At 70.1% G+C, this 24,030-nt stretch carries 21 protein-coding genes; 8 read left to right on the top strand and 13 right to left on the bottom strand.

Annotated elements, in window-relative coordinates; all coding sequences use genetic code 11:
- Positions 1 to 20: 20 nt before the first annotated feature.
- From OG787_RS01610 to OG787_RS01580, 7 genes are all read right to left on the bottom strand, one after another.
- Positions 21 to 767, bottom strand: a complete 747-nt coding sequence (locus OG787_RS01610; RefSeq protein ID WP_369034237.1) for an SDR family oxidoreductase — start codon at positions 765 to 767, stop codon at positions 21 to 23.
- Positions 768 to 885: 118 nt separating this feature from the next.
- On the bottom strand, positions 886 to 2,616 hold the full coding sequence (locus OG787_RS01605) for an L-aspartate oxidase (RefSeq protein ID WP_369034236.1): 1,731 nt from the start codon (positions 2,614 to 2,616) through the stop codon (positions 886 to 888).
- Between the two features lie 93 nt (positions 2,617 to 2,709).
- Positions 2,710 to 3,945: an NAD(P)/FAD-dependent oxidoreductase gene (locus OG787_RS01600; RefSeq protein WP_405534055.1), complete on the bottom strand. Its 1,236-nt coding sequence runs from the start codon at positions 3,943 to 3,945 to the stop codon at positions 2,710 to 2,712.
- A gap of 70 nt (positions 3,946 to 4,015) precedes the next feature.
- Positions 4,016 to 4,513, bottom strand: coding sequence for an Ohr family peroxiredoxin (locus OG787_RS01595; protein ID WP_369034234.1), 498 nt, complete (start codon positions 4,511 to 4,513; stop codon positions 4,016 to 4,018).
- A gap of 98 nt (positions 4,514 to 4,611) precedes the next feature.
- Positions 4,612 to 5,382, bottom strand: a complete 771-nt coding sequence (locus OG787_RS01590) for a trans-aconitate 2-methyltransferase (protein ID WP_369034233.1) — start codon at positions 5,380 to 5,382, stop codon at positions 4,612 to 4,614.
- 43 nt (positions 5,383 to 5,425) lie between these two features.
- On the bottom strand, positions 5,426 to 8,077 hold the full coding sequence (aceE, locus tag OG787_RS01585) for a pyruvate dehydrogenase (acetyl-transferring), homodimeric type (RefSeq protein ID WP_405534054.1): 2,652 nt from the start codon (positions 8,075 to 8,077) through the stop codon (positions 5,426 to 5,428).
- Between the two features lie 7 nt (positions 8,078 to 8,084).
- Positions 8,085 to 8,843, bottom strand: a complete 759-nt coding sequence (locus OG787_RS01580) for an SDR family oxidoreductase (protein WP_405534053.1) — start codon at positions 8,841 to 8,843, stop codon at positions 8,085 to 8,087.
- A gap of 175 nt (positions 8,844 to 9,018) precedes the next feature.
- On the opposite strand from OG787_RS01580, the gene OG787_RS01575 reads away from it, so the two are divergent.
- Positions 9,019 to 9,405, top strand: coding sequence for a cupin domain-containing protein (locus OG787_RS01575; protein ID WP_369034230.1), 387 nt, complete (start codon positions 9,019 to 9,021; stop codon positions 9,403 to 9,405).
- A gap of 93 nt (positions 9,406 to 9,498) precedes the next feature.
- Here the strand turns inward: OG787_RS01575 and OG787_RS01570 are convergent, their stop codons facing one another.
- The 6 genes from OG787_RS01570 to OG787_RS01545 all read right to left on the bottom strand — a co-directional run bounded on the left by OG787_RS01570 (position 9,499) and on the right by OG787_RS01545 (position 18,004).
- Positions 9,499 to 9,972, bottom strand: coding sequence for a carboxymuconolactone decarboxylase family protein (locus OG787_RS01570; protein ID WP_235472507.1), 474 nt, complete (start codon positions 9,970 to 9,972; stop codon positions 9,499 to 9,501).
- A gap of 87 nt (positions 9,973 to 10,059) precedes the next feature.
- Complete coding sequence (locus tag OG787_RS01565; protein ID WP_405534052.1) at positions 10,060 to 11,268, bottom strand: globin domain-containing protein; 1,209 nt, start codon at positions 11,266 to 11,268, stop codon at positions 10,060 to 10,062.
- 105 nt (positions 11,269 to 11,373) lie between these two features.
- Positions 11,374 to 11,814 (bottom strand): Rrf2 family transcriptional regulator, encoded by a 441-nt coding sequence (locus OG787_RS01560; RefSeq protein WP_369034228.1) that lies wholly within the window; start codon positions 11,812 to 11,814, stop codon positions 11,374 to 11,376.
- A gap of 165 nt (positions 11,815 to 11,979) precedes the next feature.
- Positions 11,980 to 13,248: an alginate lyase family protein gene (locus OG787_RS01555; protein WP_369034227.1), complete on the bottom strand. Its 1,269-nt coding sequence runs from the start codon at positions 13,246 to 13,248 to the stop codon at positions 11,980 to 11,982.
- 48 nt (positions 13,249 to 13,296) lie between these two features.
- The gene (locus OG787_RS01550) at positions 13,297 to 14,940 is read right to left on the bottom strand and encodes a glycosyl hydrolase family 28-related protein (protein WP_405534051.1); all 1,644 of its coding nucleotides are present in this window, start codon (positions 14,938 to 14,940) and stop codon (positions 13,297 to 13,299) included.
- 88 nt (positions 14,941 to 15,028) lie between these two features.
- On the bottom strand, positions 15,029 to 18,004 hold the full coding sequence (locus tag OG787_RS01545; RefSeq protein WP_405534050.1) for a BTAD domain-containing putative transcriptional regulator: 2,976 nt from the start codon (positions 18,002 to 18,004) through the stop codon (positions 15,029 to 15,031).
- A 210-nt stretch (positions 18,005 to 18,214) separates the two neighbouring features.
- Between OG787_RS01545 and OG787_RS01540 the strand changes: the two genes are divergently transcribed.
- From OG787_RS01540 to OG787_RS01510, 7 genes are all read left to right on the top strand, one after another.
- A complete protein-coding gene (locus tag OG787_RS01540) occupies positions 18,215 to 19,018 on the top strand; it encodes an IclR family transcriptional regulator (protein WP_369034225.1) in 804 nt (267 codons plus the stop codon).
- A gap of 459 nt (positions 19,019 to 19,477) precedes the next feature.
- A complete protein-coding gene (locus tag OG787_RS01535; RefSeq protein WP_405534049.1) occupies positions 19,478 to 20,683 on the top strand; it encodes a hypothetical protein in 1,206 nt (401 codons plus the stop codon).
- Between the two features lie 17 nt (positions 20,684 to 20,700).
- Positions 20,701 to 21,528: a hypothetical protein gene (locus tag OG787_RS01530; protein ID WP_405534048.1), complete on the top strand. Its 828-nt coding sequence runs from the start codon at positions 20,701 to 20,703 to the stop codon at positions 21,526 to 21,528.
- Positions 21,529 to 21,618: 90 nt separating this feature from the next.
- Positions 21,619 to 22,755, top strand: coding sequence for a hypothetical protein (locus OG787_RS01525; RefSeq protein ID WP_369034222.1), 1,137 nt, complete (start codon positions 21,619 to 21,621; stop codon positions 22,753 to 22,755).
- A gap of 10 nt (positions 22,756 to 22,765) precedes the next feature.
- A complete protein-coding gene (locus OG787_RS01520) occupies positions 22,766 to 23,158 on the top strand; it encodes a hypothetical protein (RefSeq protein ID WP_319094399.1) in 393 nt (130 codons plus the stop codon).
- Between the two features lie 5 nt (positions 23,159 to 23,163).
- On the top strand, positions 23,164 to 23,460 hold the full coding sequence (locus OG787_RS01515) for a hypothetical protein (protein WP_369034221.1): 297 nt from the start codon (positions 23,164 to 23,166) through the stop codon (positions 23,458 to 23,460).
- Positions 23,461 to 23,514: 54 nt separating this feature from the next.
- The gene (locus tag OG787_RS01510; protein ID WP_369034220.1) at positions 23,515 to 24,021 is read left to right on the top strand and encodes a hypothetical protein; all 507 of its coding nucleotides are present in this window, start codon (positions 23,515 to 23,517) and stop codon (positions 24,019 to 24,021) included.
- Positions 24,022 to 24,030: the final 9 nt, after the last annotated feature.

Below are 24,030 nucleotides of genomic sequence, written 5' to 3'. Positions count from 1 at the left end.
CGCTTCATGAAAGCGCGAGGCTAGTGCTGCTGCGCCAGCCAGTCCGTGAACCGGGTCTCGGCGATCTGCGCACCCGGCCCCGGGACGAGCGTGTTCTCCTGCACCTCGGCACCGGAGTACGGGGCGTGCGGGTCCGTGACGACCTGGCGGGGGTCGCCCTTGGCGGCGAGCCCCTTGCGGATCAGCTCGTCGAGCTGGAACACGTCGGGTCCCGCGACCTCCACGAGACCGTTGAGCGGGGAGCCGACCGCGGTGCGGCCGACGGCCGCGGCCACGTCGTCGGAGTAGATGGGCTGGATCTTGACCGGGGCCAGCCGCACCGTGTCGCCCTCGGTCGACATGTCCGCGATGCCCTTCATGAACTCGAAGAACTGGGTGGCGTGGACGATGGACCAGGGGATCCCGGACTCCTTGATCAGTTCTTCCTGGACCTGCTTGGCCCGGAAGTAGCCGCTCGCCTGGAGGCGCTCGGTGCCGACCACGGACAGCGCCACGTGGTGGGTCACACCGGCCTCGGTCTCCGCCTTGAGGAGGTTGGTCGTGGAGGTGCGGAAGAACTCCATGACGGCGTCGTCCGCGAAGGAGGGCGAGTTGGACACGTCGACCACGACCGACGCGCCCTCCAGGACCTCGGCCAGGCCCTCGCCCGTCAGCGTGTTGACACCGGTGTTGGGCGCCGCCGCGACCGCCTCGTGGCCGTGCGCGTTGAGCTTGCCGACCACCTTCGAGCCGATGAGCCCGGTTCCACCGATCACTACGACCTTCATAACGGATTCCTTCCGGAGGTTCTTTCTCGGTACTAGGAGAGACAGGGCAGTGGCCCCAGGTGTGACAGGGATTTCCCGGAATCGGGAAAACTTCTCACTCGACTTCTCACTCGACTTCTCATTCGACGAGCTTTCCCTCCGTCGAGACGTCCCCCATCAGTGAGGAGATCTCGTCAGGGATGGCCGGAATGCTCTCGCGGGTGATACCGGTCGTCGGCGACCAGACGAGATTGACCCGCAGAGCGGGATCCAGCTCGGGATAGTCACTGCGGTTGTGGCAGCCACGGGTCTCGCGACGTTCCAGGGCCGCTTCGAGAGTGGCCCGGGCGGCGAGGGCGGCGGACTTGAGGTCGAAGGCGTGCGCGAGGTCCTGGTAGCCGGCGATGTCCGGGTGGACCCCGACGTCCTCCATCCGCTTCTCGATCACCGCCAGCTCCGCCAGCCCGGCGCTCAGCCCCTCCTCGTCCCGGACGACCCCCGCGTGCTCGGTCATCGTGTTGCGGATGGCGCGCTGAAGAGCGCGTACGTTCTCCGGCCCGTCGGCCGTGAGGAGGTCGTCGATGTCCGCGCGGGCCTGTGCGACGGCCGACGCCGACCGTGGCTGCGCCGTCAGGGACCGCGAGTAGGCGGCGGCCGCCTGCCCGGTGATGCGGCCGAAGACCAGCAGCTCGATGAGGCTGTTCCCGCCGAGCCGGTTGGCGCCGTGCAGCCCGCTCGACGCCTCGCCGATGGCGTAGAGGCCCTGTACGTCGGTGCTGTGGTCCTCGGGCCGTACCCACACCCCGCCCATCGAGTAGTGGGCGGTGGGCGCGATCTCGATCGGTTCGCGGGTGATGTCGAGCATCTGGAGGTCGAGGAGGGTCTGGTAGACGCGGGGGAGTCGCGTCATGATCGTCTGGCGTGGGAGGTGGGAGACGTCGAGCCACACGCCTCCCTTGGGTGTCCCGCGCCCTTCCTTGATCTCCGTGTAGGAGGCCAGGGCCACGCGGTCGCGGGTGGACAGTTCCATGCGGTCGGGGTCGTAGCGGGCCATGAAGCGTTCCCCGAGCGCGTTGCGCAGGATCCCGCCCTCGCCCCGGGCGGCCTCGCTGACCAGGGTGCCGGCCGCGTTCTCCGGCTCGATGATCCCGGACGGGTGGAACTGCACCAGCTCGGCGTCGCGCAGCCGGGCACCGGCCTCGACGGCCAGCCGGAAGGAGTCGCCCGTGTTCTCGTCGCGCCGTGAGGACGTACGCCGCCAGATCCGGGTGTGACCGCCCGCCGCGAGAATGACGGCGTCCGCGTGGATCAGGTAGCGCTTGCCGTCGGTGAGGTCGAAGCCGTAGGCGCCGAAGACCGCGCCGTCGTGCACCAGCAGCCGGGTGATGTAGACGCCGTCGAGCACGGGGATCCTCAGCTGCTCCGCGCGCCTGATGAGCGTGCGCTGGATCTCCAGGCCCGTGTAGTCGCCCGCGAAGGCGGTACGCCGGAAGGTGTGCGCGCCGAAGAAGCGCTGGGAGATCCGGCCGTCCTCCTCCCGGGCGAAGGCCATGCCGTAGCGCTCCAGGTCGTCGATGCCCCGGGCGGCACCCTGGGTGACGATCTCGGCGGTACGGGGGTCGGCCAGCAGATAGCTCTCCTTGAGGGTGTCGGCCGCGTGCTGCTGCCAGCTGTCCTCGGGGTCCATGGTGGCCAGCGCCGCGTTGATCCCACCGGCGGCGAGCGCCGTATGCGCGTCGTCCTTGGGACGCTTGCCGACCGCGAGGACGTCGACACCGGCCTCGGCGAGTTCGATCGCCGCCCGCAGCCCGGCACCTCCCGTGCCGATCACCAGCACCGTCGTGGAAAGCTGTTGTTCGTCGATAGCCACCGTTCACTCCGATCGCGGGGGTTGTCACTCAGTACGACCAGGCCGTCCCGGGATCTGTGACACGCACAGCGAGTGACACCGTGTGTTCCGGTGTCACGGCAGGATGCGGTCCAGCGGTAGGTCCGGGTCGGCGAGGACCGCGTCGTCGAGGTCGGCCCCGGACGCGGCGAGGGCCCGAATCGGCTCGATGACGTCCCACACGTTGACGCTCATGCCCGCCCGGACCCGCTTGCCCGCCATCCAGAAGCAGACGAACCGTCGTTCGGACGGCTCACCGCGGAAGACGACCCGGTCGTAGCCGCCCGGCTCCGTGTAACCCGTGTACTCCATCCCGAGGTCGTACTGGTCCGTGTAGAAGTACGGCAGCCGGTCGTAGACGGCGTCCTCGCCGAGCATGGAGAGCGCCGCCACCTCCGGCTGCCGCAGGGCGTTGGCCCAGTGCTCGACGCGGAGATGGCGGCCGAGCAGCGGGTGGTAGGCGTTGGCGACATCGCCCGCCGCGTGGATGTCGGCCACCGAGGTCCGCAGACGCTCGTCGGTCACGATGCCGTTGTGCACCTCCAGGCCCGCCTCCTGGGCGAGTTGGACGTTGGGCGTGATGCCGACGCCCACGACGACGGCGTCCGCGTCCAGATGTCTGCCGTCGGCCAGCCGTACGCCGTCCACGTGCCCGTCCGTCCCGGTGAGGGACTCCACCTCCACGGTGGGCAGTATGTCGACGCCATGATCGGCGTGGAGCGCCGCGAACACCTCGGCCGCCTCCCGCCCGAGCACCTTCAGCAACGGAAGCTCCGAGTGGTTGAGGACCGTCACCTCGGCGCCGGCCATGCGGGCGGCAGCGGCGGTCTCCAGGCCGATCCACCCGGCCCCGACCACCACGATCCTCGCCCCCGCCCGGAACACGGACTTGAGCCGTTCGCTCTGTGCCACCCGGCGCAGATACAGGACGTTGTCGAGATCCGCACCGGGGACGGACAGCCGACGCGGGGACGAGCCGGTGGCCAGGAGCAGTTTGGCGTACGGGACTTGACGGCCGTCGTCCAGTTCCACCGTCCGCGCCCGCGGATCGACCGCGCGGGCACGCGTGCCGAGCAGCAGGTCGACGTCGTGCTCCCGGTACCAGTCGTCGGGGTGCACGAAGATCGAGTCGCGTTCCTCCTTGCCCAGCAGGTACCCCTTGGAGAGCGGCGGCCGGATGTACGGCTTCTCGGCCTCGTCGCCGATGATGACGAGCGGCCCGCTGTGGCCGTGCTTCCGCAGTGCCTCCGCGGTCCTGCCCGCGGCCAGACCGCCACCGACGATCACGAAAGTGTTCACGGGGTTCCTCATCTCGGATGCGGCGTGGGACACCCATGAGACCGCGCAGCGCCCTGTCCTGTGACAGTGGACGGCTGGACCGCTACGGAGCCAACGTGATGGTCGTCGGCGTTCCCTGCCAGGCCATTTTCGCGTACGGGCACAGCGAATCGGCCTTCTCCAGCAGCGGGGCGGCGACCTCCGGGTCGATGCCCGGCCACCGGACCAGCAGGTCGATGCGCAACAGATAGCCGCCGTCCTCCGGGTCCCGCCCGAAGGCCACCGTCGCCTCCACGGAGATCTCGGTGGGATCGAGCGGCACCTGCCGTGCCACCAGGCTCAACGCCCCGTGGTAGCAGGCGGCGAAACCGGCGGCGAACAGCTGCTCGGGATTCGTGCCCCGGCCGTCCCCTCCCAGCTCGGCGGGCATCCGCAGATCGAGATCAAGGGCCCCGTCGGCCGAACGCGCCCTGCCCGAGGCCCGCCCATGACTCGCTGTCCCGCCGCTCACCGTCACCGTCGTGGTGTAGATGGGGGCGAAGGACTCTCCGCCGAAGTCCATCTCGGTGGACAGATCGGGCAGCGGACTCTGCTCGGTCATCGCGCGACTCCGTAGATGTGCTGGGGAAGGCCTGGGCCCCGGACATCCGGTTGACCGACAAGTAACCCCGCTTGTGACAACCGTCCGGTGCGGACTCCTCAGCGCCGCACGAGCCGCACCGCCAGCACCGCCGGATCGGTCCGCCCGGGCAGCGGAGCGAAGCCGCACTCCGCCAGTTCTCCGATCACCTCGCCACGGGTGGTCGGCCACATCCAGAACGTCTCGTGGTGCTCCCGCAGCACACCGCCCTCGCCCCGCACCCAGTAGTGGAAGCGGGTCCGGATCCGGTTCGCGTCGGCCGACGCGACCATGCGTCCGCCGTACTCGTGCTGTCCGATCCGCTGCGTCGGCAGATCGTGCGTGGTCTCACGGCGGGGGAGGCGGGCGGGCGGAAGCTGGACGAGCAGCACACCTCCGGGTACGAGTGCTCCGGCTACGGCCGGCCACAGGGCGCGCCGTGAAGCCGGGTGGAGGCAGGCGATCGTGTTGTGGCACACGGCCACGTCGGCCACCCCGTGCAGTTCGGCCTCGTCGAGCCGATGGGGGTGCACGGTGACCCGCCTCCGCAGGTCGGCGGGCAGCGACGCGAGGCGCGTCATCAGCGGGGACCGCATGGAGCGGGTGGGCTCGACGGCGTGCACCGGGACCCGCGATTCGAGCAGGCTCATCAGTGTGACCCGTCCGGTGCCGGCGCCGACGTCCAGCACCCCGAGACGGGCCCTGCCGACAGCGTCGCCGTACAGCCGGTGCACACGGGCCCCGTCCCGCTCCGCCTGTAGGACGTCGTAGAACTCGGCGCTGATCGCGTAGTCGTCCGGCTCCTCCCGGCCGGGAGGAGCGACGGACACCGCCGTCGGGAGAGGGTGCATGTCACTGGCTCACTTTCGACGCGCCGTGCCTTCGACGAGGTGTTCAGCCCTGCCAGTCGTAGCGGTCGCGCGCCCGCACGACCGTCTCCGGGGCGATCGCGCCGGTCCGCGCCAACTGGTCCAGGGCGGCGACGACGATCGACTCGGCGTCCACGCGGAAGTAACGGCGTACGGCGTCACGGGTGTCCGACAGCCCGAAGCCGTCCGTGCCAAGGGACGAGTAGTCCTGCTCGACCCACTGGCTGATCTGGTCGGGCACCTGCCGCATCCAGTCGCTCACCGCGAGGACGGGGCCCTGTACGCCGGACAGCGCGGCCGTCACGTACGGGACGCGCTCCTCGCCCCGCAGCCGCGCCCGGTCGACGCACAGGGCGTCGCGGCGCAGTTCCGTCCAGGACGTCACCGACCAGACGCCGGCGTGGACTCCCCACTGGGAGAGAAGGAGTTCCTGGGCCTTGAGCGCCCAGTGGATGGCCGTGCCCGACGCCAGCAGCTGGATGCGAGGGCCCGTGACGTGCGGCGGCACCGGCCGGAAGGGATAGATGCCCCGCAGGATGCCCTCCTCGACGTCCGGCCCGGTGGGCATCGCCGGTTGCCGCTTGGGCTCGTTGTAGACCGTCAGGTAGTAGAAGACGTCCTCGGGCGCCTCGCCGTACATGCGCCGCAGTCCTTCCCGGACGATGACCGCGATCTCGTACGCGAAGGCCGGGTCGTAGCTCACGGCGGCGGGATTCGTGGAGGCCAGCAGATGGGAGTGCCCGTCGGCGTGCTGGAGCCCCTCGCCGGTCATCGTCGTACGGCCGGCTGTCGCCCCGACGACGAAGCCACGGCCCATCTGGTCGGCCAGGGCCCAGAACTGGTCGCCCGTGCGCTGGAATCCGAACATGGCGTAGAAGATGTAGAAGGGGATCATCGGCTCGCCGTGCGTGGCGTACGACGTCGCCGCGGCCGTGAACTCGGCCATCGAACCGGCCTCGGTGATGCCCTCGTCGATGAGCTGGCCGTCCGTGGCCTCCCGGTAGTGGAGCAACTGGTCGACATCGACCGGCTCGTAGGTCTGGCCCTTCGGCGAGTAGATCCCGGCCGTCGGGAAGAGGGACTCCATGCCGAACGTCCGTGCCTCGTCGGGGATGATCGGCACCCAGCGCGGTCCTGTCCCCTCGATGCGCATCAGGTCCTTGACCAGCCGGACCAGCGCCATCGTCGTGGCCACCTCCTGCTTGCCGAAGCCCTTCCGGAGGACGTCGAACGGGTCGGTCGGCGGCTCCGGCAGTGGCTTGGCCACCACCCGCCGCAGCGGGACGGGGCCGCCCAGCTCGGTACGCCGCTCGCGGAGGTAGCGCACCTCCTCCGAGTCCTCACCGGGGTGCCAGTACGGCACCAGGTCACCGCTCAACGCGCTGTCCGGGATGGGGAGCTCCAGTGCGTCGCGCATCTCGCGGAACTGGGCCGTCGTCAGCTTCTTCATCTGGTGGTTGGCGTTGCGGGACTCGAACGCCGACCCCAGCGTGTGGCCCTTCACCGTCTGGGCGAGGACGACGGTCGGCTGCCCCTTGTGCTCGACGGCGGCCCGGTAGGCGGCGTACACCTTGAGCGGTTCATGGCCGCCCCGGGAGTTCTCGAACAGCTCGGTCAGCTGCGCGTCGCTCAACCCCGCGGCGAGGTGGGACAACTCGTCGCCGACGAAGAAGTGCTTGCGAATGTACGTGGCGTCCCGTGCGGCGTACGTCTGGAGCTGGGCGTCGGGAGTCTCGCCGAGCCGGCGGACGAGGGAACCGTCCAGGTCCTGCCCGAGCACGGAGTCCCAGGCCTCGCCCCACAGGGTCTTGACGACATGCCAGCCGGAGCCCCGGAACCGTGCCTCCAGCTCCTGCACGATCTTGGAGTTCGACCGCACCGGCCCGTCAAGGCGTTGCAGATTGCAGTTGACGACGAACGTGAGGTTGTCGAGATCCTCACGGGCCGCGAGCTCCAGCGCGGCCGTCGACTCGGGCTCGTCCACCTCCCCGTCACCCAGGAAGGCCCACACCCGCGACCCGGACGTGTCCTTGATCCCCCGGTTGAGGAGATAGCGGTTGAACCTGGCCTGGTAGACGGCGGCGAGCGGGCCGAGCCCCATCGAGACCGTCGGGAACTCCCACAGCCACGGCAGCCGCCGGGGATGCGGGTACGACGGCAGCCCGTGACCGTCGGCCTCGCGCCGGAAACCGTCCAACTGCTCCACGCTCAGCCGGCCCTCCAGGAACACCCGGGCGTAGATACCGGGCGAGGCGTGCCCCTGGAGGTACAGCTGGTCCCCGGAGCCCTCGCCGTCCTTGCCCCGGAAGAAATGGTTGAACCCGACCTCGTAGAGCCAAGCCGCCGAGGCGTAGGTCGCGATGTGGCCGCCCAGCCCCAGACGTGAACCACGGGTCACCATCGCGGCCGCGTTCCACCGGTTCAGCGCGGTGATCCGGGACTCCATGGCGAGGTCGCCGGGGAAGGCGGGCTGGGCGGACGCCGGGATCGTGTTGATGTAGTCCGAGGACAGCAGCCCCGGGAGGGCCACCCCGGACCTGGCCGCGTACTCGTGCACGCGCCGCAGCAGATACACGGCGCGCTCGGGCCCGGTGTGCCGGATGACGGCGTCGAGGGACGCCTGCCATTCGGCGGTCTCCTCCGCGTCACGGTCGGGCAGCTGGTCGAGTTCGCTCATGACGCGCTCACCCCTGGGCGTGGACGACGGGCCGCGCCAGCCACTCGGCGAACGACAGATGGCCCACGCGGGGGTTCGTCCGGGGCACCAGGGTCCGTTCCCTCAACTCGGCCCCGAAGTACCGGGCCTGCGCGTCGGGGACGACAACCCGCTTGTCACCACGGGCGGTCAGCCACTCGTCCGCCAACTCGTCGAGGCGACGCATCTCGGGCCCGGCGACCTCTGTGGCACCGAACAGCGGAAGCCCTACGGCGACATGGGCGACGGCGACAGCGACGTCCTCCGTCGACACGGGAGGGACGAGGACCGGCGCGACGTGTACATGGTCGTAGACGGTGTTCTTCTCCACCATGGCCTCGATGGACTCGAAGAACGGTGTGGCCCGCAGGATCGAGTGCGGAACCGGCGAACTCCGCACCATGTCCTCCTGGAGCAGCTTCGCGCGGAAGTAGTCCGACCACAGCAGGTCGGCCCCCACGGCGGAGAGGACCACATGGTGCTCGACACCGGCCGCGACCGCCGCGCCCAGGAGGTTGGTCGTGGCGGTACGGAAGAACTGGAGCCCCGCCCCCTCGGTCCGCGCGGGCGCGTCCGTGACGTCCACCAGCACCTCGGCGTCCCGCAGCGCCTCGTCGAGGCCGTCACCGGTGATCACGTCGACACCGTGGCGACGGGACACGGGCACGACCTCCACACCGTGGTCCCGGAGCCGCATCATCGTCCTGGAGCCGATCCGGCCGGTGGCTCCCGCGACAACTACCTTCATCTGGATCCCCTTTCTCCTGCCCATACGACAGACCACGTACCACTGTTGTGACATCGACTCGCACGGCGACTGTCACAGGACCGGGGCGTATCCGGTCTCCTCGTCGAGAAAGGGTGTGAAAACACCGGATGCAAGAGTCCACGGAGGTGCAACAGTGTCAACCAACGAGGCATGGATGACCGCGGCGAAAGTGATCCAGGACGTCACGCCGCCCCATATCCCCGAAGGCGCCTCGGGGATGACCCTTCTGGTCGAGTGGCCGCCCGGCAACGTCGGCAGCCCGCCGCACCGTCACTCGGGACCGGCCTTCGGGTACGTGATCGAGGGCGCGGTCCGCTTCGAGCTGGAGGGTGAACCGGAGCGGGTGGTCAAGGCCGGGGAGACCTTCTGGGAGCCGGGCGGCGACGTCATCCACTACCAGGACGGCAACGCCCTGCCGGACGAGCCCTGCCGGTTCGTCGTGACCATGCTGTGCGCGCCGGGCCAGCCGATGCTCACGTTCGTCGACGAGGACGAACTGGCCGCGCGGGCCCATCTGCGGGCACCGCGTCCCGCGGTCTGACCCGCGCACGCCTGAGTCCGTCTCCACGCCGTAGGTCGGGGCGGCGTGGAGACGGACCGTGTGCGCCTGGCCGGGGGCCGGGGGAGGTGTCGGCTAGCCGAACTGGCCAGGCTGGTAGTCCCCGGCAGGCTGCTGGTTGATGACGTTGATGCGGTTGTAGGCGTTGATGACGGCGATGAGGGAGATCAGGGCGACGAGCTGGTCCTCGTCGAAGTGCTTGGCCGCGTTCGCCCAGGCCTCGTCGGTGACCCCGCCGGCCGCGTCGGCGATACGGGTGCCCTGTTCCGCCAGTTCCAGTGCGGCGCGCTCGGGTTCGGTGAAGACCTTGGCCTCACGCCAGGCGGCGACCAGGTGGAGGCGCTGCGGGGTCTCTCCGGCCGCGGTGGCTTCCTTGGTGTGCATGTCGGTGCAGAAGCCGCAGCCGTTGATCTGGCTCGCGCGGATCTTCACCAGTTCCTGGACCGTGGTCGGCAGGGTCGAGTCCTGCACCAGCTTGCCGGCCGAGTTGATGTGCTTGAGCACCTTCCCCGCGAGCGGGTGGCCGAAGTAGTTGAGACGCGATTCCACGTTGATCTCCCTCGCCGTATTACGGATACACACCTAAGACCGGGTGACCCGGCAACGTGTGACAGCAAGGTGGGCGAGAAGTGGGTCTCATCCCTTGCTGAGCCAGAGGTCGGGTCCGAACACCTCGTAGTGGATGGCGGCGGGGTGCAGACCCTTGGCCAGCAGCTCACCCCGCACCGCACGCATGAAGGGCAGCGGTCCGCAGAGGAAGGCGGTGGTGTCGGGAGCGGGGGTGAGGTGGTCGAGCGTGGCGCGGCCGGAGAGGACGTTGGTGCCGGGGGAGCGATGGGCGTCGTTCTCGTACCACAGGTGAAGATCCGCGCTGGTCAGACGGCTGACCAGGTCGGCCTGTTCGTCACGGTGGACATGGTCGAGGGGACTCCGGTCGGCGTGGACGACGGTGACGGGACGTGCAGAGGAGGTGAGGGCGAGATGGTCGAGCATCGACAGCATGGGGGTGATCCCGATCCCGGCGGAGGCGAGGAGAAGCGGGGTGCCGGTCGTCGGCAGTACGAGGTCACCGGCGGGCAGCGAGACGTCGAGGACGTCGCCCACCTCGGCGTTGGCGTGCAGCCAGGACGACACCTCGCCGTCGGGCACGGTGCCGTCGGCGGCCTGCTCGCGCTTGACCGTGATGCGCCAGGTCTTGTGATCGGGCGCGGTGGACAGGCTGTACTGCCGGATCTGGCGGGCGCCGTCGGGCAGTTCGACGCGGACACTGACGTACTGTCCCGGCCGGAAGGCGGCGGTGGGACGGCCGTCGGTCCGGCGCAGGACGAAGGAGACGGCGTCGGCGGACTCCCGGCGGCGCTCGGCTATCTCCATGCGCCGCCACACGTCGCCGTTCTCCATACCGGCCTCGGCGTACAGCCGGGCCTCGATGGCGATCAGGGCGTTGGCCATCAGCCAGTAGACCTCGTCCCAGGCGGCGCCGACCTCGGGGGTGACGGCATCGCCGAGGACCTCGGCGACCGCTCCGAGCAGATGGCGTCCGACCAGGGGGTACTGGTCGGGGGTGATCCCCAGGGAGACGTGCTTGTGGGCGATGCGCGACAGGACGGCGTCCGGGCGTTGGTCGGGCCGCTCGACCAGGAGGGTCGCGAAGGCCGCCACCGAACCGGCCAGTGCCTCGTGCTGGGCGCCGGTGGCCTGGTTGGTCCGGTTGAACAACTCCCGCAGCAGCTCCGGGTGTTCCTCGAACAGCCGCCGGTAGAACAGCTCGGTGATCGTGGTCAGCGAGGCTCCCACCACGGGAAGCGTCGCCCGTACGACAGGGACCGACTGAGCAGAGAGCATGGGACACACTCCTTGTTGGATGCCATGGGCAGGGGAATTGGTATATGGGATGCGTATTTTTGGTCGCCATGGTCGCCATGTCTGACCGACCATGACGAACCGGCTTCAGCCCGGGGGGGTGCCCAGCGCCAACAGCACCGGTCCCGTCGGTGACGCCACCAGGTCGGCCACGGTCACACCGTTCAGCGAGGAGTGGAACGCCTCCTGTGCCTGTCGCAGTGCCCGTCGCAGTCGACAGGCGCCTGCGAGCGGACATGGGGCGTCGCCCTCGCAGACCACGGTTTCCCGGTCCCCCTCCAGCGTCCTGACCAGGTCCCCCACGCGAGTGCTCCGCCCTGCGCCGGTGAGCGTCAGCCCGCCGTTGCGTCCGCGCCGCGCCTCGATCACCCCCAGGTGCTGCAACTGGGCGATGGCCTTCGCCATGTGCGTATAGGGGACGTTCATGGAGTCGGCGATCTGCCGCGTGGTCAGCAGCTCCTCGCCGTCCACGACGGCCAGGCGCATCACTGCCCGGAGGGCGAGATCCGTGTATCTGGTCAGTCTCACGGTGACACCCTATCAATGTTGCATCGAAGATGCGTATTTAGGGTCCGTCCGAGGCCGCCCGAGAGGGTCCGTGCCGTCGTTCCGAACGTGTTACCCGTCGTGGGCCACCGCCTGGCGGCTCCCCGGCGACGACGTATGGCGGGCGGGCGCCGCACGACGCACTGATCAGCCCGCGAGGGAGTCCAGCTGTTCCGCCGCCGGACGCAGCACCCACAGGTCCCCGCCCGGCGGCGCCTCCAGTGACCGGACCGCCCGCCGCGCCCGTGCGTCACCGGCGTCGGCGGCGGCGTGGACGACATCGGTCGCCGCGTACCGCAGGAACCCGAGTTCCGGATGCGGCCAGGCGGCGGCCCCTGTCGCGGCGGGCAGCAGGTAGTCCACCGCCCTGAACAGGCTCTGCCCGTCCGGGCCCCGGTACGCCCACAGGTTCACGCCGACATGCCGGCCGACGGCCGCGAGCCGGGTGTGGGCGACCAGTGAGAACGTCGAGTAGTGCCAGCTCCTGGTCCGGGTCAGTTCCTGCGGCTGGCTTCCGTCGGCCGCGATCTGCGACGCGATGCGGGTGCTCCGGACGTTCAGGACCGTGCGACGGGCCAGGTCCCTGTCGCCGGTGGCGTAGGCGAGTGCGGCGAGCTGCATGTCGTAGAAGGTGCCGTGGTTGTTGGTCTGGGCGGCCTCCTCCTTGCCGAAGTCGCTGTTCCTGAGCCAGCCGAGGAAGTCGCTGTTCCACCGCGCCATGCCCGCCCGGTCCGTCCTGGTCCAGCCCGGGGCGCCGGTGTCGAGCAGGGCGAGCGCGTCGAGGACGCTGGTGAAGGACTGCGAGAAGTCGATGATGCCGATGGCCCGGCCGTCGAACCTGCAAGGGATGAACTGCGCGTGGTTCAGGTTCGGGTTCATCCTCGTCGCCGGGGCGAGGAACCAGGTGCGCAGCACCTGCCCCGCCTTCTCGGCGTACCGCTTCCGACCGGTGTAGTACCAGGCGAGGGAGAGGTCGTAGACGGAGTCGAAGGTCTTCTCGACGTCCTGGCGGTCGGTGCCGGAGTCGACCTCGGGATTGCGCTCGCCGTCGCGCTGCACGTACGGGCAGCCCCAGGGGTTGTCGGCGGTCGGGGGTGTGGTGGGCCACCAGTACGGGGCCTGGCTGAGGTAGTCGTGGACGTCGCCGCCGGGCGCGGGCCGCGGCTTGTCGACGACCGTCCAGGGGCCCTGGTCCAGCCACTTGTCGGCGCGGGTCGTCAACGCCCTTACCGCTTGCCGCAGTTGACGGTCGCCGCGATCGAGGCGGAGCTTGGTCTGCTGGAGCCGGGTGCCGTCCAGCACGGCGGTGTGCGGGACTTCGGGCATGGCATGCGCGGAGGCGGTGGGGACAGCGGCGCCGGTGGCGAACGCGGTGAGGGCCACCAGGAGGACGCCCAAGCGTGACAGTGCGCTCATCGATCCACTCCGTTCAGATGGGTGAACGTGCGGTGAGGTGCTCCGGCGCTACAGCGCGCGCTGCGCCGCGTGCAGATTGCGCGGCCGGACCGTGTGCGGGCTGCCGTACAGCTCCAGTCGCGTGTGCAGGTCACCGGCGAAATCCGGTACGTCGATCTGGTCGAACTCCCTGACCTCGTCGATGCCGACGGTCGCGGAGTACGGCGCCAGGCCGTCGATCCTGACCAGGCCCGCCCTGGCGTTGGTGACACGGATGTTCCAGTGGGTGAAGCGCGCGCCGAACAGGGGGCCGGCGCTCGCGTCACCGCCGTGGCGGCCGTTGTTGTTCAGGGTGATGTCGGTGCGCACATTGGCGAAGGGCAGACCGCGGTGACTGTCGAAGGTGCCCATCCGCATGTCGCCGCGCGACCAGACGTTGTACGAGGACAGCCCCTCGACGTTGATGCCGTGCAGCTGGGTGCCGGACGGCGCCGGGCCGGTGCGCTCCTCGATCGTGAAGTCCTCGACGAGGTTGTCGTGCGAGCCCTCGCGGCAGAAGTAGGGGTGATGGGCGCCCCGGCCGGTGACATGTGTCCGGCGCAGGGTGCACGCGGAGGCGGCCACCAGGCCGAAGCCGTTGTCGACGTGACGGACCGTCACATCGTCCACCCAGCAGTCGTACGCGCACTGGAGGACGACACCGTTGTGCCCCTTGTCCAGCAGATGCGGCTGCTGCGGAGTCTCCACGGCCTCCAGGGTCAGCCCCTCGACACCCGAGCCGGTCAACTCCGGTACGTGCGTGGTCAGTCGGGGATCCCACTCCGGGCGTACGTCGAGCGGGAGGGGGCGCTCCAAGGTGACCTGTCGGCCATGGACCCGGGCGATACGGACCGGCCATTCGTAGGGGACGTACGACGTCAGCTTGGTCTTGTCGTCCCAGACGTAGGCGTCCGGTCCGGGCCCGCCGCCGCACATGTGCTCCAGGAGGGTGTGGTCCGGGTCGTCGGAGAGGCGCAGGAGTACCAGTGAGCCGGGGCGCAGTCGGGACGAGTCCGCCACCGTCACCGTCCAGGACCCTTGTCGCGCCGGAGCGACCGTGGTGAGCGTCCGCCACTCGTCGCGCCGGTTGCCCGTCCAGCCCTCGAAGGGCCACGCCTTCGCCCTGATCGCGGCGACCAGGGAGTTCCAACGGGCTTCGGGGGCCAGCCAGATCAGACCGCCCGCCCATGACCAGCCCGACTTGTCGCCGCCGTAGCGGGAGCCGTAGGCGCCGATGAGTTCGGTGAGGTTCTTCGTCGCGTAGAGCGTCGTACGGCCGCTGCCGGCACCCTTGAGGGTCACGTTCGAGCGGTTCACGCGGATGATGTCGTCGATCCGGAACGTGCCCGGCGGGACGGTCACCGTGCCGCCGCCGGCCCTGCCGACAGCGGCGATGGCGCGGTTGATCGCGGGAGCGGAGTCGGTCGTACCGCCCGCCATCGCGCCGAAGTCCCGTACGTCGATGATGGCAGGGCGGCGGGGGAAGTGCGCCGCCCCGCCGCGGAAACCGGCTCGGCCGATGTACGGGATCTGCGGGTGGGTGAAGGGAGTGCGGCTGAACTCCCGCCACAGGACCGGGATTTCGGCCGAACCCATGTCCGCTGCCGCCGAGGTGCCGGCGCCGGCCGCGACGGCGACGGCGCTTCCCAGCAGAGCCCGTCTGGTCATGCCCATGACATTTGTGATGCCGGGTGTGTCCGTGTGCGCGTTTCTCATGTCCGTTCGCCCTTCCCATGGATCTGGTCATGGATATGAACGACGTTCAGGATTGCGTCGACCGGTGAGCATGCCATGGCACCTGTGAGTGGGAAAGAGGTCGCGCAGGGTTATTTCCCGTGGGCCTTTGCACGGACGGCAGGACTGCCGGTTCAGATCGCTGAACTGCCGGGGGTACGGGATCGAGGCGCTCGCGGAGGCCTGCGCGCAGCGGATCCGTGTCCGGGAGACCGAGATCGGCGGTGATCGCGAGGGCATGCGTCCAGGCGCTGTCGGCGGCCTGGGCGTGGGCCGTCGCGTGCTGGATGTCGCCGAGGCAGACGAGTCCGGCGGCTTCGCTGTGGCGGTCGCCGGTGCGGTGGAACAGGTCGACGGCCTGGCGGTAGCAGTCGACGGCCTCCTCGTGCCCTCCGAGGTGGTGGTGGATGTAGCCGAGGCTGTCCCAGATGTGGGCCTGTCCGTTGAGGTCCGCGGTCTCCTGGGCCAGACCGAGGGCCTCACGGCAGTGCGCCAACGCCTGGTGGTGGTCGCCGAGTTGGGCGAGGATCCACCCGATGTGGTTCAGGGCGGCGGACTGCCCGGCCCGGTCACCGGCGGCCCGATGGTGCGCGAGGCTGCTGTGGGCGTGGCCGAGAGCCTGCCGGCGCCGGCCCTGTGCCTCCGACATCCGGGACAGGTGCTGGTGGATACGGGCCTGCCCGGTGTGGCTGCCGACCTCGCCGAACAGCTCCAGCGCGCGCAGATAGTGCGTGCGGGCGCCGTCCGGACGGTCCAGCCGGTCCTGGGCGAGTCCGAGACCGCGGTGGGCGTCGGCCTGCCCGGCCCTGTCGCCCCGGCGCAGCGCCGCGTCGAGGGCCGTGGTGTGGACGGCGGTCAGCGCCCGCCAGTACCCGTGCCGGTCGAGATACGTGGTGAGTGCCGAGGCGAGCTGCCAGGCATGGGCGTCGAGACCGGAGGCGGGGGCCTGCTGCACGGCCGCGAGAAGAACCGCGTGCTCGGCGGTGAGCCAGGCCTGCGCCTGCGGATGGTCCGCCAGTTCGGCGGGCGCCGCGCCCGGCTGGGCGGGCGGCAGCGGAGTCGGGCGGGGGCGGGGAGTCAGCAGGGCGTCGGCCGTGTGAGCGGTGTGCAGATAGTGGTCGAGCATCCGGTGCACCGCCGTGCGCCGGACGTCGTCGCTGTCGTGGTAGGCGACGAGTTCGGCCGCGTAGGCGCGCAGCAGGTCGTGGAAGGCGTACCGGCCGGGGACGGGTTCGGTGAGCAGGTGTCCGCGCACCAACTCGGCCAGCAGAACACGGGCGCGCGGTACCGGCACGTCGGCCAGCGCGGCGATGGCCGGCAGGGCGGCGTCCGGCCCGGGGTGCACGCCCAGCAGCCGGAAGAGCCGGGCGGCCCCGGTGCTCAGTGCGCGGTAGGACCAGGAGAACACCGCCCGCACCTGGCTGACCGGCTCCCCGCCGTCCAGGGCGTCGAGACGTTCGTCGGCCCGGCGCAGCTCCCCGGCGAGCGCGGCGAGGGGGAGACCCGGCTGGGCGGCGGCGCGGGCGGCGACGATCGCCAGCGCGAGCGGCAACCCGGCGCACTCGCCGACGATCTCCCGTACGGCGGCCGGTTCGGCCGTCACCCGGTCCGTACCCAGCCGGCCGATCAGCAGCTCCCGGGCCTCGGCGGGACCGAGCAGACCGAGCGTCAGCAGATGGGCTCCCTCGGACGCGGCCAGCCCGGTGAGCGTCCTACGGCTGGTGACCAGCGCCAGACATCCGGGCGACCCCGGCAGCAGCGGCCTGACCTGCTCGGCGTCACGGGCGTTGTCCAGCACGACCAGCACCCGCCGCCCGGCCAGCAGGCTCCGGTACAGCCCGGCCTGTGCTTCCAAGCCGGCCGGGACCCGGTCCGGCGGCACCCCGAAGGCGTCCAGGAACCCCCGTACCGCCTCCGCCGGGCTCACCGCCGGTCCGCCGGGGGCGAACCCGTGCAGATTCACGTACAACTGCCCGTCGGGAAAGGCCCGTTGGGCCCGTCGCGCCCAGTGCACGGCCAGTGTGGTCTTGCCCACCCCGGCGGTACCCGACACCGCCGAGATCACCACCGCCGAGGGCTGGTCCGTCGCCGAGGCGAGGATCTCCTCCAGTTGGGCGAGTTCCTTGCCGCGTCCGGTGAACCCCCTTACCCCCATGGGCAGTTGTACGGGGATCTCGCCGGGTGGTCGTGCTGGGGGAATCGTGCGGGGAGCGGTTCGGGCCGTGGTCCGGGGCGTCGGCCAGGCGGTGGGCTCGGCGGGGCCTCCGCGCAGGATCGCCTGGTACACCTCCCGTAACTCCGGCCCGGGGTCGGTGCCCAACTCGTCGGCCAGTCGCTGCCGGACGCCGGCGTAGTGGTCCAATGCCTCCGCGCCGCGTCCGGCGGTGTGCAGTGCCCGCATCAGGGCTCCGGTCAGTGGCTCCACCAGCGGGTGTTCGCCGAGGAGTTCGGTGAGCGGGCCGATCACGGAAACCGGATCGCCGACGCGGGTCTCCAGGTGGGCCCACCCGACGACGGCGTCCACCCGCTCCTGCCGCCATGCCTCGCGCACCCGCCCCGACCAGGGCCCGCCGAGCCCGGCGAGCGGCTCCCCGCGCCAGAGGCCGAGCGCCTCCCGCAGCAGCGAGGCCCGCGCTTCGTCCGTCCGCCCCGACTCCCGGGCGCGGCCCACCAGTTGCCGGAACCGGTGTACGTCCACCTGGTCCGGGCGGGCCTCCAGGAGGTAGCCGCCGGAACGGCGCACCAGACGTAATCGGGCGTCCGCCGCCTCTCCGGTCTGCTCGCACAGGCGCCGGATCCGGGCGATGTGGGCGTGCAGCGCGCGCCGTGCCCCGTCGGGCGGATCCGCGCCCCAGACCCGCTGGATCAGTACGTCGGCCGTGACGGGTCGGCCGGTGTCCACCGCCAACGCCGCGAGCACGGCCCGGCGTTGGGGTGGTCCGACCTCCGCCGTCCGGCCGCGTGCCGAGAGTTCCACCGGACCGAGAAGTCGCACATCCACCACGATCTCCACACTCCTCGTGCAGAACTTCTCCGCGTGTCGCGCACACTCTCACGCCGGGCGACAACCTATCGACAACGTTCTGAGCCACAGTCGGGCCTCAGTCTGAGGGTCGGAGAGGTGTCCACGCACGGCGGCGCCCCGCACACGGGGAATGGTGGCGCGGGGAGTCGGGGGAACCGTGCGAAGCCGGCGTGGCTGGGGGAGACGGACGTGAGAGACCCACGGGGAGCGACAGCGACGGCGGCTTCATCGGTTCGGCGGCTCGACCGGCTGTCCGAGCCCGATCCCGAGCGCGTCGCGCGGCAGGCGCCTGCCGCGGCGGACGGTGGCGGGCGGAGTGTGCTGGAGGGGGCCTTCGGGCTGCTGGAGGCGGTGGAGCGGGCCGGGCAGGCCGGGTTGACCCGGCTCGCGGCGGAGTGCGGGCTGCCCAAGACGACCGCGTACCGGCTGCTGGAGCAACTGGTCGAGCTGGGGGCCGTGGAGCGGGGGCGCGGGGGCTATCGCATGGGCTCGCGTCTCTTCCGGCTCGGGCAGGCGTGGCAGCCGTATCCCGGGCTGCGATCCGCCGCACGGGGGCCGGCCCACCGGCTGGCGCGGGTCACGGGCGCGGTGGTGGGGGTCAACGTCCTGCGGGAGGGGCGGACGCTCGTCCTGGACTGGACGGCCTGCGAGACCGGCGACGCGCTCGACCTCGTGCCGAACGGCGTGGTCTGGCCCTGGTTCACGGCGGCAGGCAAGGTGCTGGTGGCCGGGGCGCACCCAGGGATCCCGTTGGGACCGTTGGCCGCGTCCTGGCGACGCGAGTCCGAGGCCATCCGTGACCGGGGTGTCGCCTTCGACCGGGAGGAAGTGGCGGCGGGGGCGTGCTGTGTGGCGGTGCCGTTGTACGGGCCGAGTGGTGTGCCGCTGGCGTCCTTGAGCGTCGTGACCGACCCCGCGCACAGCCTGGACCGGCTCGTGGATGTCGTTCAGCAGACGGGGCGGACGATCAGCGCGCGGCTGGGCGCCAGATGAGCCGTTCCGCCGACAGTCGATGAACTGTCGACGGATTGTCGACGGGCTCTGCGACGGTTGTCCGGAGCGAGCGGCCATTACCTGAAGGGGGAATCCGTGACCGTCGATGAATCGCCGGAGTCTGTTGACGCGACGACCGAGCCGGCCGAGATACCGGCGAGTGTGAGTATCTCCTGGCCGACCGGAACAGTATGGGCGGGGAGGCCGGTAAAGATCACGGTGAATGTCGACCGCGGCACCGGTTGGACTTGGGACAAGGAGCGAAGGAAATGGGAAAAGGGACCTCTGGTCACCTTCACCCAGTCGGATCTCTACATTCTGGGCAGGAAAATCAATTCCCCCGGAGCAAGCGGATTCACCTATACCGCGACCTTCCCGAACGCGGGCAACCAGGGCCTCTCGGCGGACGCTGAGACAACCGCCGGAAACTGGCTTCAGGCCCCCGCACGGATCATCACGGTGGCCGAGGCCGTCCCTCCGGCGTTCACGTGGACGGCGCCGACCGATGGCGCGGCGGTCGATCTGGGGCCGGGCGGCGGACAGACCGACGTGCGGCTGACGGCGGCGAGCGATCAGTTCCAGCCGTTCACGGTGAGCATCACACGCGACGGTCTGCCCGCTCTCACCGAGCAGTTCTCGGGCACCTCGTACGCGAAGACGGTCACCTTCGGTCCGGCGCCGCTGGGTTCAAGGTCGATCTCCGTGAAGTGCGCCGATCCGAACGGGCTTTCGTCGACGCAGACCCGTTCGCTGGTGGGGCGTGACAGTGTGCCGCCGACCGTGACACTCGACCCCTTCAGCGACAGGCAGACGGTCAGGTCGTTTCCCCACACCGTCACCCTCACCGGGAGGACGAACGGGGCGGCGTCCGCGATCACCGGGGTCGCCTTCGCGTTCACCAACGGCCCGTCGGGGGCCGCGCAGGACACCTCGTCCGGCCGGGACTGGTCGACCTGGCGGGTGCAGGCTCCGCTGGCCACCACCGGGACCTACCCGTTCACGGTCACCGTCACCAACTCCCGTCGGAGCACGGTCTCCGCCTCCGGAACCATCACGCTGGTCGCCCAGGGCCCGCCGGTGTTCACCTGGGCGACTCCGGCCGCCGGCGACACGGTCGATCTGGGGCCGACCGGTGGGCAGGTCGCCGTGCGGCTGACGTCGGGGAGCGATCAGTTCTATCCGTTCACGGTGAGCATCGCGCACGACGGTCTTCCGGCCACGACGGACCAGTACACGGGTACGGAGTTCACGAAGACGGTCACGTTCGGGCCCACACCGGTGGGCGCTCGGTCGATCTCCGTGACGTGTGCCGATCCGAACGGTCTCTCCTCGACCCAGACCCGCTCGCTGACGGGACGTGACAGCGTGCCGCCCACCGTGGCGCTCGACCCCTTCGAGGGGAACCAGACCGCCACCTCGCTGCCGCACCCGATCACCCTCACCGGGACGACGAACGGCGCGCCGTCCGGGATCACCGAGGTCGCGTATGTGTTCGACAACGGCCCGTCGGGGGTCGCGCAGGACACGTCGCCGGGCGGCGACTGGTCGGCTTGGCGGTTGCGGGACGCCCTGCCCACCACCGGGACCTACACGTTCAGGGTCATCGCCACCAACTCCCGTGGGAGCACCGTCTCCGCCTCCGGAACCATCAACCTGAACCTGTAGCCGATGGGATCACGCACGTGACGTCATTCAGGGACCGGGTGATGCTGGAGCTGGGCGTTCCGGCCGCGTTCGGCGCGCTGCTGCTGCCCGCCGGGGATCCCGACCGGCAGCTGATCCGTACGATGCTGGCCGCGACGTACGACCTGTCGGCGGTCCGGATCGACCGGGTCCGGGACGTGACGGTGGGCGAACTGGAGTTGCAGCACCCGCTCTTCGCGACGGACCGGAAGACCGGCACCTGGACACAGACGGTGCCCAGCTTTGCCCGGACGGAACTCGCCCTGGACGGGACGACGTCACGGAACCCGGTGTGGATCGACATCCTGGCCCGGTTACGGGTCACGGTGGTCGCGGAGATCGATCCGGCCGGTGCCGAATCGGTCGTCTCCGAGGCGGCCGACAGTTTTTCCACGCTGGACGAGTTCCGCCGGCAGTTCCCGTTCATCGACCTGGACGCGTTCATGGCCGAGCACGGGATCAGCACCGTGGAACAACTGCGCGACGCCTTCCAGTACTTGCTGACAACGGTACGCATACGGGCCGCCGAACCATTCGATCCGGACGACCCGGGAAACGCGTACACACTGAATGTCGCACTCGCCGCGCTGGCGGTCGATCCCTTCGATGTCGCCGAGGGGCTGCGGGCCGCCCAACTGGTCAGAGAAACCAGCAGAGAACTGACCGGTGCACCGCAGCGCGCGATCCCGGCGGAATGCACCGCGGCTTATGCGGTCGCCGTCGTATTCGCCGAAGAAGGGCCCGGCGAGAGCGGGATCACCTCCGCCGCGGTCCAGCGACTGTTCGCCGGCGCGGGTGTGGCGGCGCTGTTCCTGAACACGAATTGAGGCTCGCGGGCAGAGGAACGCGAGCCGCGAAATCGACATACCACTGAACTCCATCGCACATCAGGCCCGAGAGAGACAGAGGAGGGGCCGATGACCGTCCGCTATGTCCGGGTGAAACCGGTGGTCAATCTGTTCGCACCAGCCGTTCGCGCCTACGGCAACATCGCCGTGGTCGGCACGATCGCGCTGCCCGAGGAGTCACCGCCGACCGATCCGGCCGAGGTCAACATCCCGCTCGACTTCACCGACCCGCACGAGGCACGTCGGCGCGCCCCGGGCGACCTCGGGGAAGCCGTGGCCCTCGCCTTCGAACAGTCGCCCGGACCGACCCTGGTGACGGCTGTACGGGTCGACGAGGAGGACCCGGACTGGCAGGCCGCGCTGGACGTGGTCGCCGGCCTCGATGTGCAACTGGTGGTGCTGGCCAACACTCCGCTGGACGCCACCACCGGGCACATCGAGAACCCGCAAGGCGCGTTGGTGACGCTGGCCAAGCATGTCGCCTCGGTGTCGGAGACCGGCGGCGAGGGCAAGCAGCGGATGGGCGTGGCCATGCTGCCCAAGGACTCGTCCAAGCCGGACCTGGTCAAGGGCACCCTGGCCCACGAGCGCATGGTCTACATCGCCCATCGCAGCGACCAGGACGCCGCGGCGGCCGTGGCCGGCACCATCGCGGGCCACCAACCGCACATCTCCCTGCTGTTGAAGCCGGTCAACATCACCAGCCCGCCGTTCACCCAGGCCCAGATCGGGGAGCTGAACGGCCCGGAGACGTTCGAGTCCGGACCGGCCGGGCGCGGGGTCAACTGGCTGACCAGCCCGTCGATCATCCCCGGCGGGGGCGTCTACATGGGAGAGGGCTACACCGGGAATCCGGGCGGGACGAAGTACATCGACGCCCTGCGCGTGATCGACGACCTCACCTTCCGGCTCCATGCGCAGCTCGTCAAGACGATCGGCAACGTGCGGATCAGCCGCTCGGGGCTGCGCGCGCTGATCGCCCGCCTTGAGGCGGTCCTCGCACCGCAGGTGCAGAACGACGTACTGACCGGCTTCGAGGTCCTCGTTCCCCTGCTGACGCTGCTGGACAAGGACCCGGCGACGCTCACCGCCGCCGAGGCCGACCAGATCCACGACGCCCAGGTGCAGCGGTTGGTGCAGGTCATGGTGGCGATCCACTACGCCGGTGCCATGCACCGGCTCTCCCTCACGATGAAGTTCGACTAGGAGAGCACCGATGCCGGACTGGAACACCAGGCTCGAGGTGAAACTCGGGGACAGCACCATCACCCCGATATCGAGCTTCACCCCGACGTTCAACGTGCCGCACACCGTGCTGCACAGCATCGAGGCGGACAACGTCGGCTTCGTCCGACAGCCGTTCACCTTCACGTTCATGATGGCGGTGCCCGCGGTCGCCGCGGCCGTCGCCGATCTGACCGAACTGGCCGCGAACGGCCAGGAGTTCTCCGTGGTGGTCGCCGAGAAGAAGGGCACCGACTGGGCGTTCGACTCCATGAAGTTCGCCCGCTGCGTCGTCACCTCGGCCAATCCCAGCAACGTGGTGATCGACGGCGTGCCGCAGGCCAGCTTCAGCTGTCTGGCGCTGGACGTCGGTCTGGAGGCGTAGCCGTCGTGGCCGCCGAGGACGCCGAGGAGGGGACGGGCGGCTCGTTCGAACTGCCGGGGTTCGCCGCCGGTGGACGAGTGGACCGCACCGGCATCGCGCTGGTCCACGAGGGCGAGTACATCGTGCCCGCGCCCGGCAGCGAGGCGGCCGTCTCGCCGCACGCCGCCGGTGCCGGCCCGGTGATCAACTACCACTTTCCGGTCGAGATACAGGCGGTGGGGTCACTGCCCGAGAGCGAGAGCGCACAACTGGTCGGACAGGTCTTCGACCAGATCGGGCGGGAGCTGGCCAGCCGACTCTGAGTCGGCCGACTCGGAGGTCGGGCGCGGGCCGGATCGACAAGCGCGGGGGGAGACATGGCGACGGGGACGAACGTCCCGGTGCTGGTGGGGCCGGTACCACTGCTCTACGTACAGAAGATGACGGTCGTCGAGGGCTACGAGATCGAACGGATCATGGGCAGCCGGTTCCTCCAGGCCACCCGGCCCACCAAGAAGCAGATCAGCATCGAGGCGTTGCTGATCGGCTCCAACCGGTTGGCCTTGAAGAAGGCTCTGGAGGCCCTGGCACTGACGTCCAGGGCGCTGGTGGCGACCTCCGCGGCCCTGCTGCCCAACGGCATCCCCGTGGTGTCCGGCCTGACGATCAGCCTGGACATGCAGATCACCGAGCTGCACTTCACCCAGAGCGTGGCCCGACGGGACGCCCTGGACGTGTCGATCTCGCTGATCGAGGTGCCCCGGTCCAGCCTGATCGCGGTCGTCGGCGAAGTGGCGGATCTCGCCGTGGGCGCCGGGACGGCCCTCGTGCCGGGCTCCGCGGCACCCAACCCGATCGCCCGCGCGGCGCAGGGCCTGTTGTAGCCGCACGGC

The sequence above is a fragment of the Streptomyces sp. NBC_00075 genome, assembly GCF_045041225.1.
In the GTDB taxonomy this organism is placed as follows: domain Bacteria; phylum Actinomycetota; class Actinomycetes; order Streptomycetales; family Streptomycetaceae; genus Streptomyces; species Streptomyces adonidis.
This window is presented reverse-complemented; position numbering and strand designations above follow the sequence as displayed.

Bases quoted from the DNA above. Each gene is read 5' to 3' on its own strand.
- OG787_RS01565 (WP_405534052.1), bottom strand. From the start codon at position 11,268: ATGCTCTCTGCTCAGTCGGTCCCTGTCGTACGGGCGACGCTTCCCGTG.
- OG787_RS01580 (WP_405534053.1), bottom strand. From the start codon at position 8,843: ATGAAGGTAGTTGTCGCGGGAGCCACCGGCCGGATCGGCTCCAGGACG.
- OG787_RS01575 (WP_369034230.1), top strand. From the start codon at position 9,019: ATGACCGCGGCGAAAGTGATCCAGGACGTCACGCCGCCCCATATCCCC.
- OG787_RS01600 (WP_405534055.1), bottom strand. From the start codon at position 3,945: ATGAGGAACCCCGTGAACACTTTCGTGATCGTCGGTGGCGGTCTGGCC.
- OG787_RS01555 (WP_369034227.1), bottom strand. From the start codon at position 13,248: ATGAGCGCACTGTCACGCTTGGGCGTCCTCCTGGTGGCCCTCACCGCG.
- OG787_RS01595 (WP_369034234.1), bottom strand. From the start codon at position 4,513: ATGACCGAGCAGAGTCCGCTGCCCGATCTGTCCACCGAGATGGACTTC.
- OG787_RS01525 (WP_369034222.1), top strand. From the start codon at position 21,619: ATGACCGTCCGCTATGTCCGGGTGAAACCGGTGGTCAATCTGTTCGCA.
- OG787_RS01590 (WP_369034233.1), bottom strand. From the start codon at position 5,382: ATGCACCCTCTCCCGACGGCGGTGTCCGTCGCTCCTCCCGGCCGGGAG.
- OG787_RS01520 (WP_319094399.1), top strand. From the start codon at position 22,766: ATGCCGGACTGGAACACCAGGCTCGAGGTGAAACTCGGGGACAGCACC.
- aceE (WP_405534054.1), bottom strand. From the start codon at position 8,077: ATGAGCGAACTCGACCAGCTGCCCGACCGTGACGCGGAGGAGACCGCC.
- OG787_RS01510 (WP_369034220.1), top strand. From the start codon at position 23,515: ATGGCGACGGGGACGAACGTCCCGGTGCTGGTGGGGCCGGTACCACTG.
- OG787_RS01610 (WP_369034237.1), bottom strand. From the start codon at position 767: ATGAAGGTCGTAGTGATCGGTGGAACCGGGCTCATCGGCTCGAAGGTG.
- OG787_RS01550 (WP_405534051.1), bottom strand. From the start codon at position 14,940: ATGGGCATGACCAGACGGGCTCTGCTGGGAAGCGCCGTCGCCGTCGCG.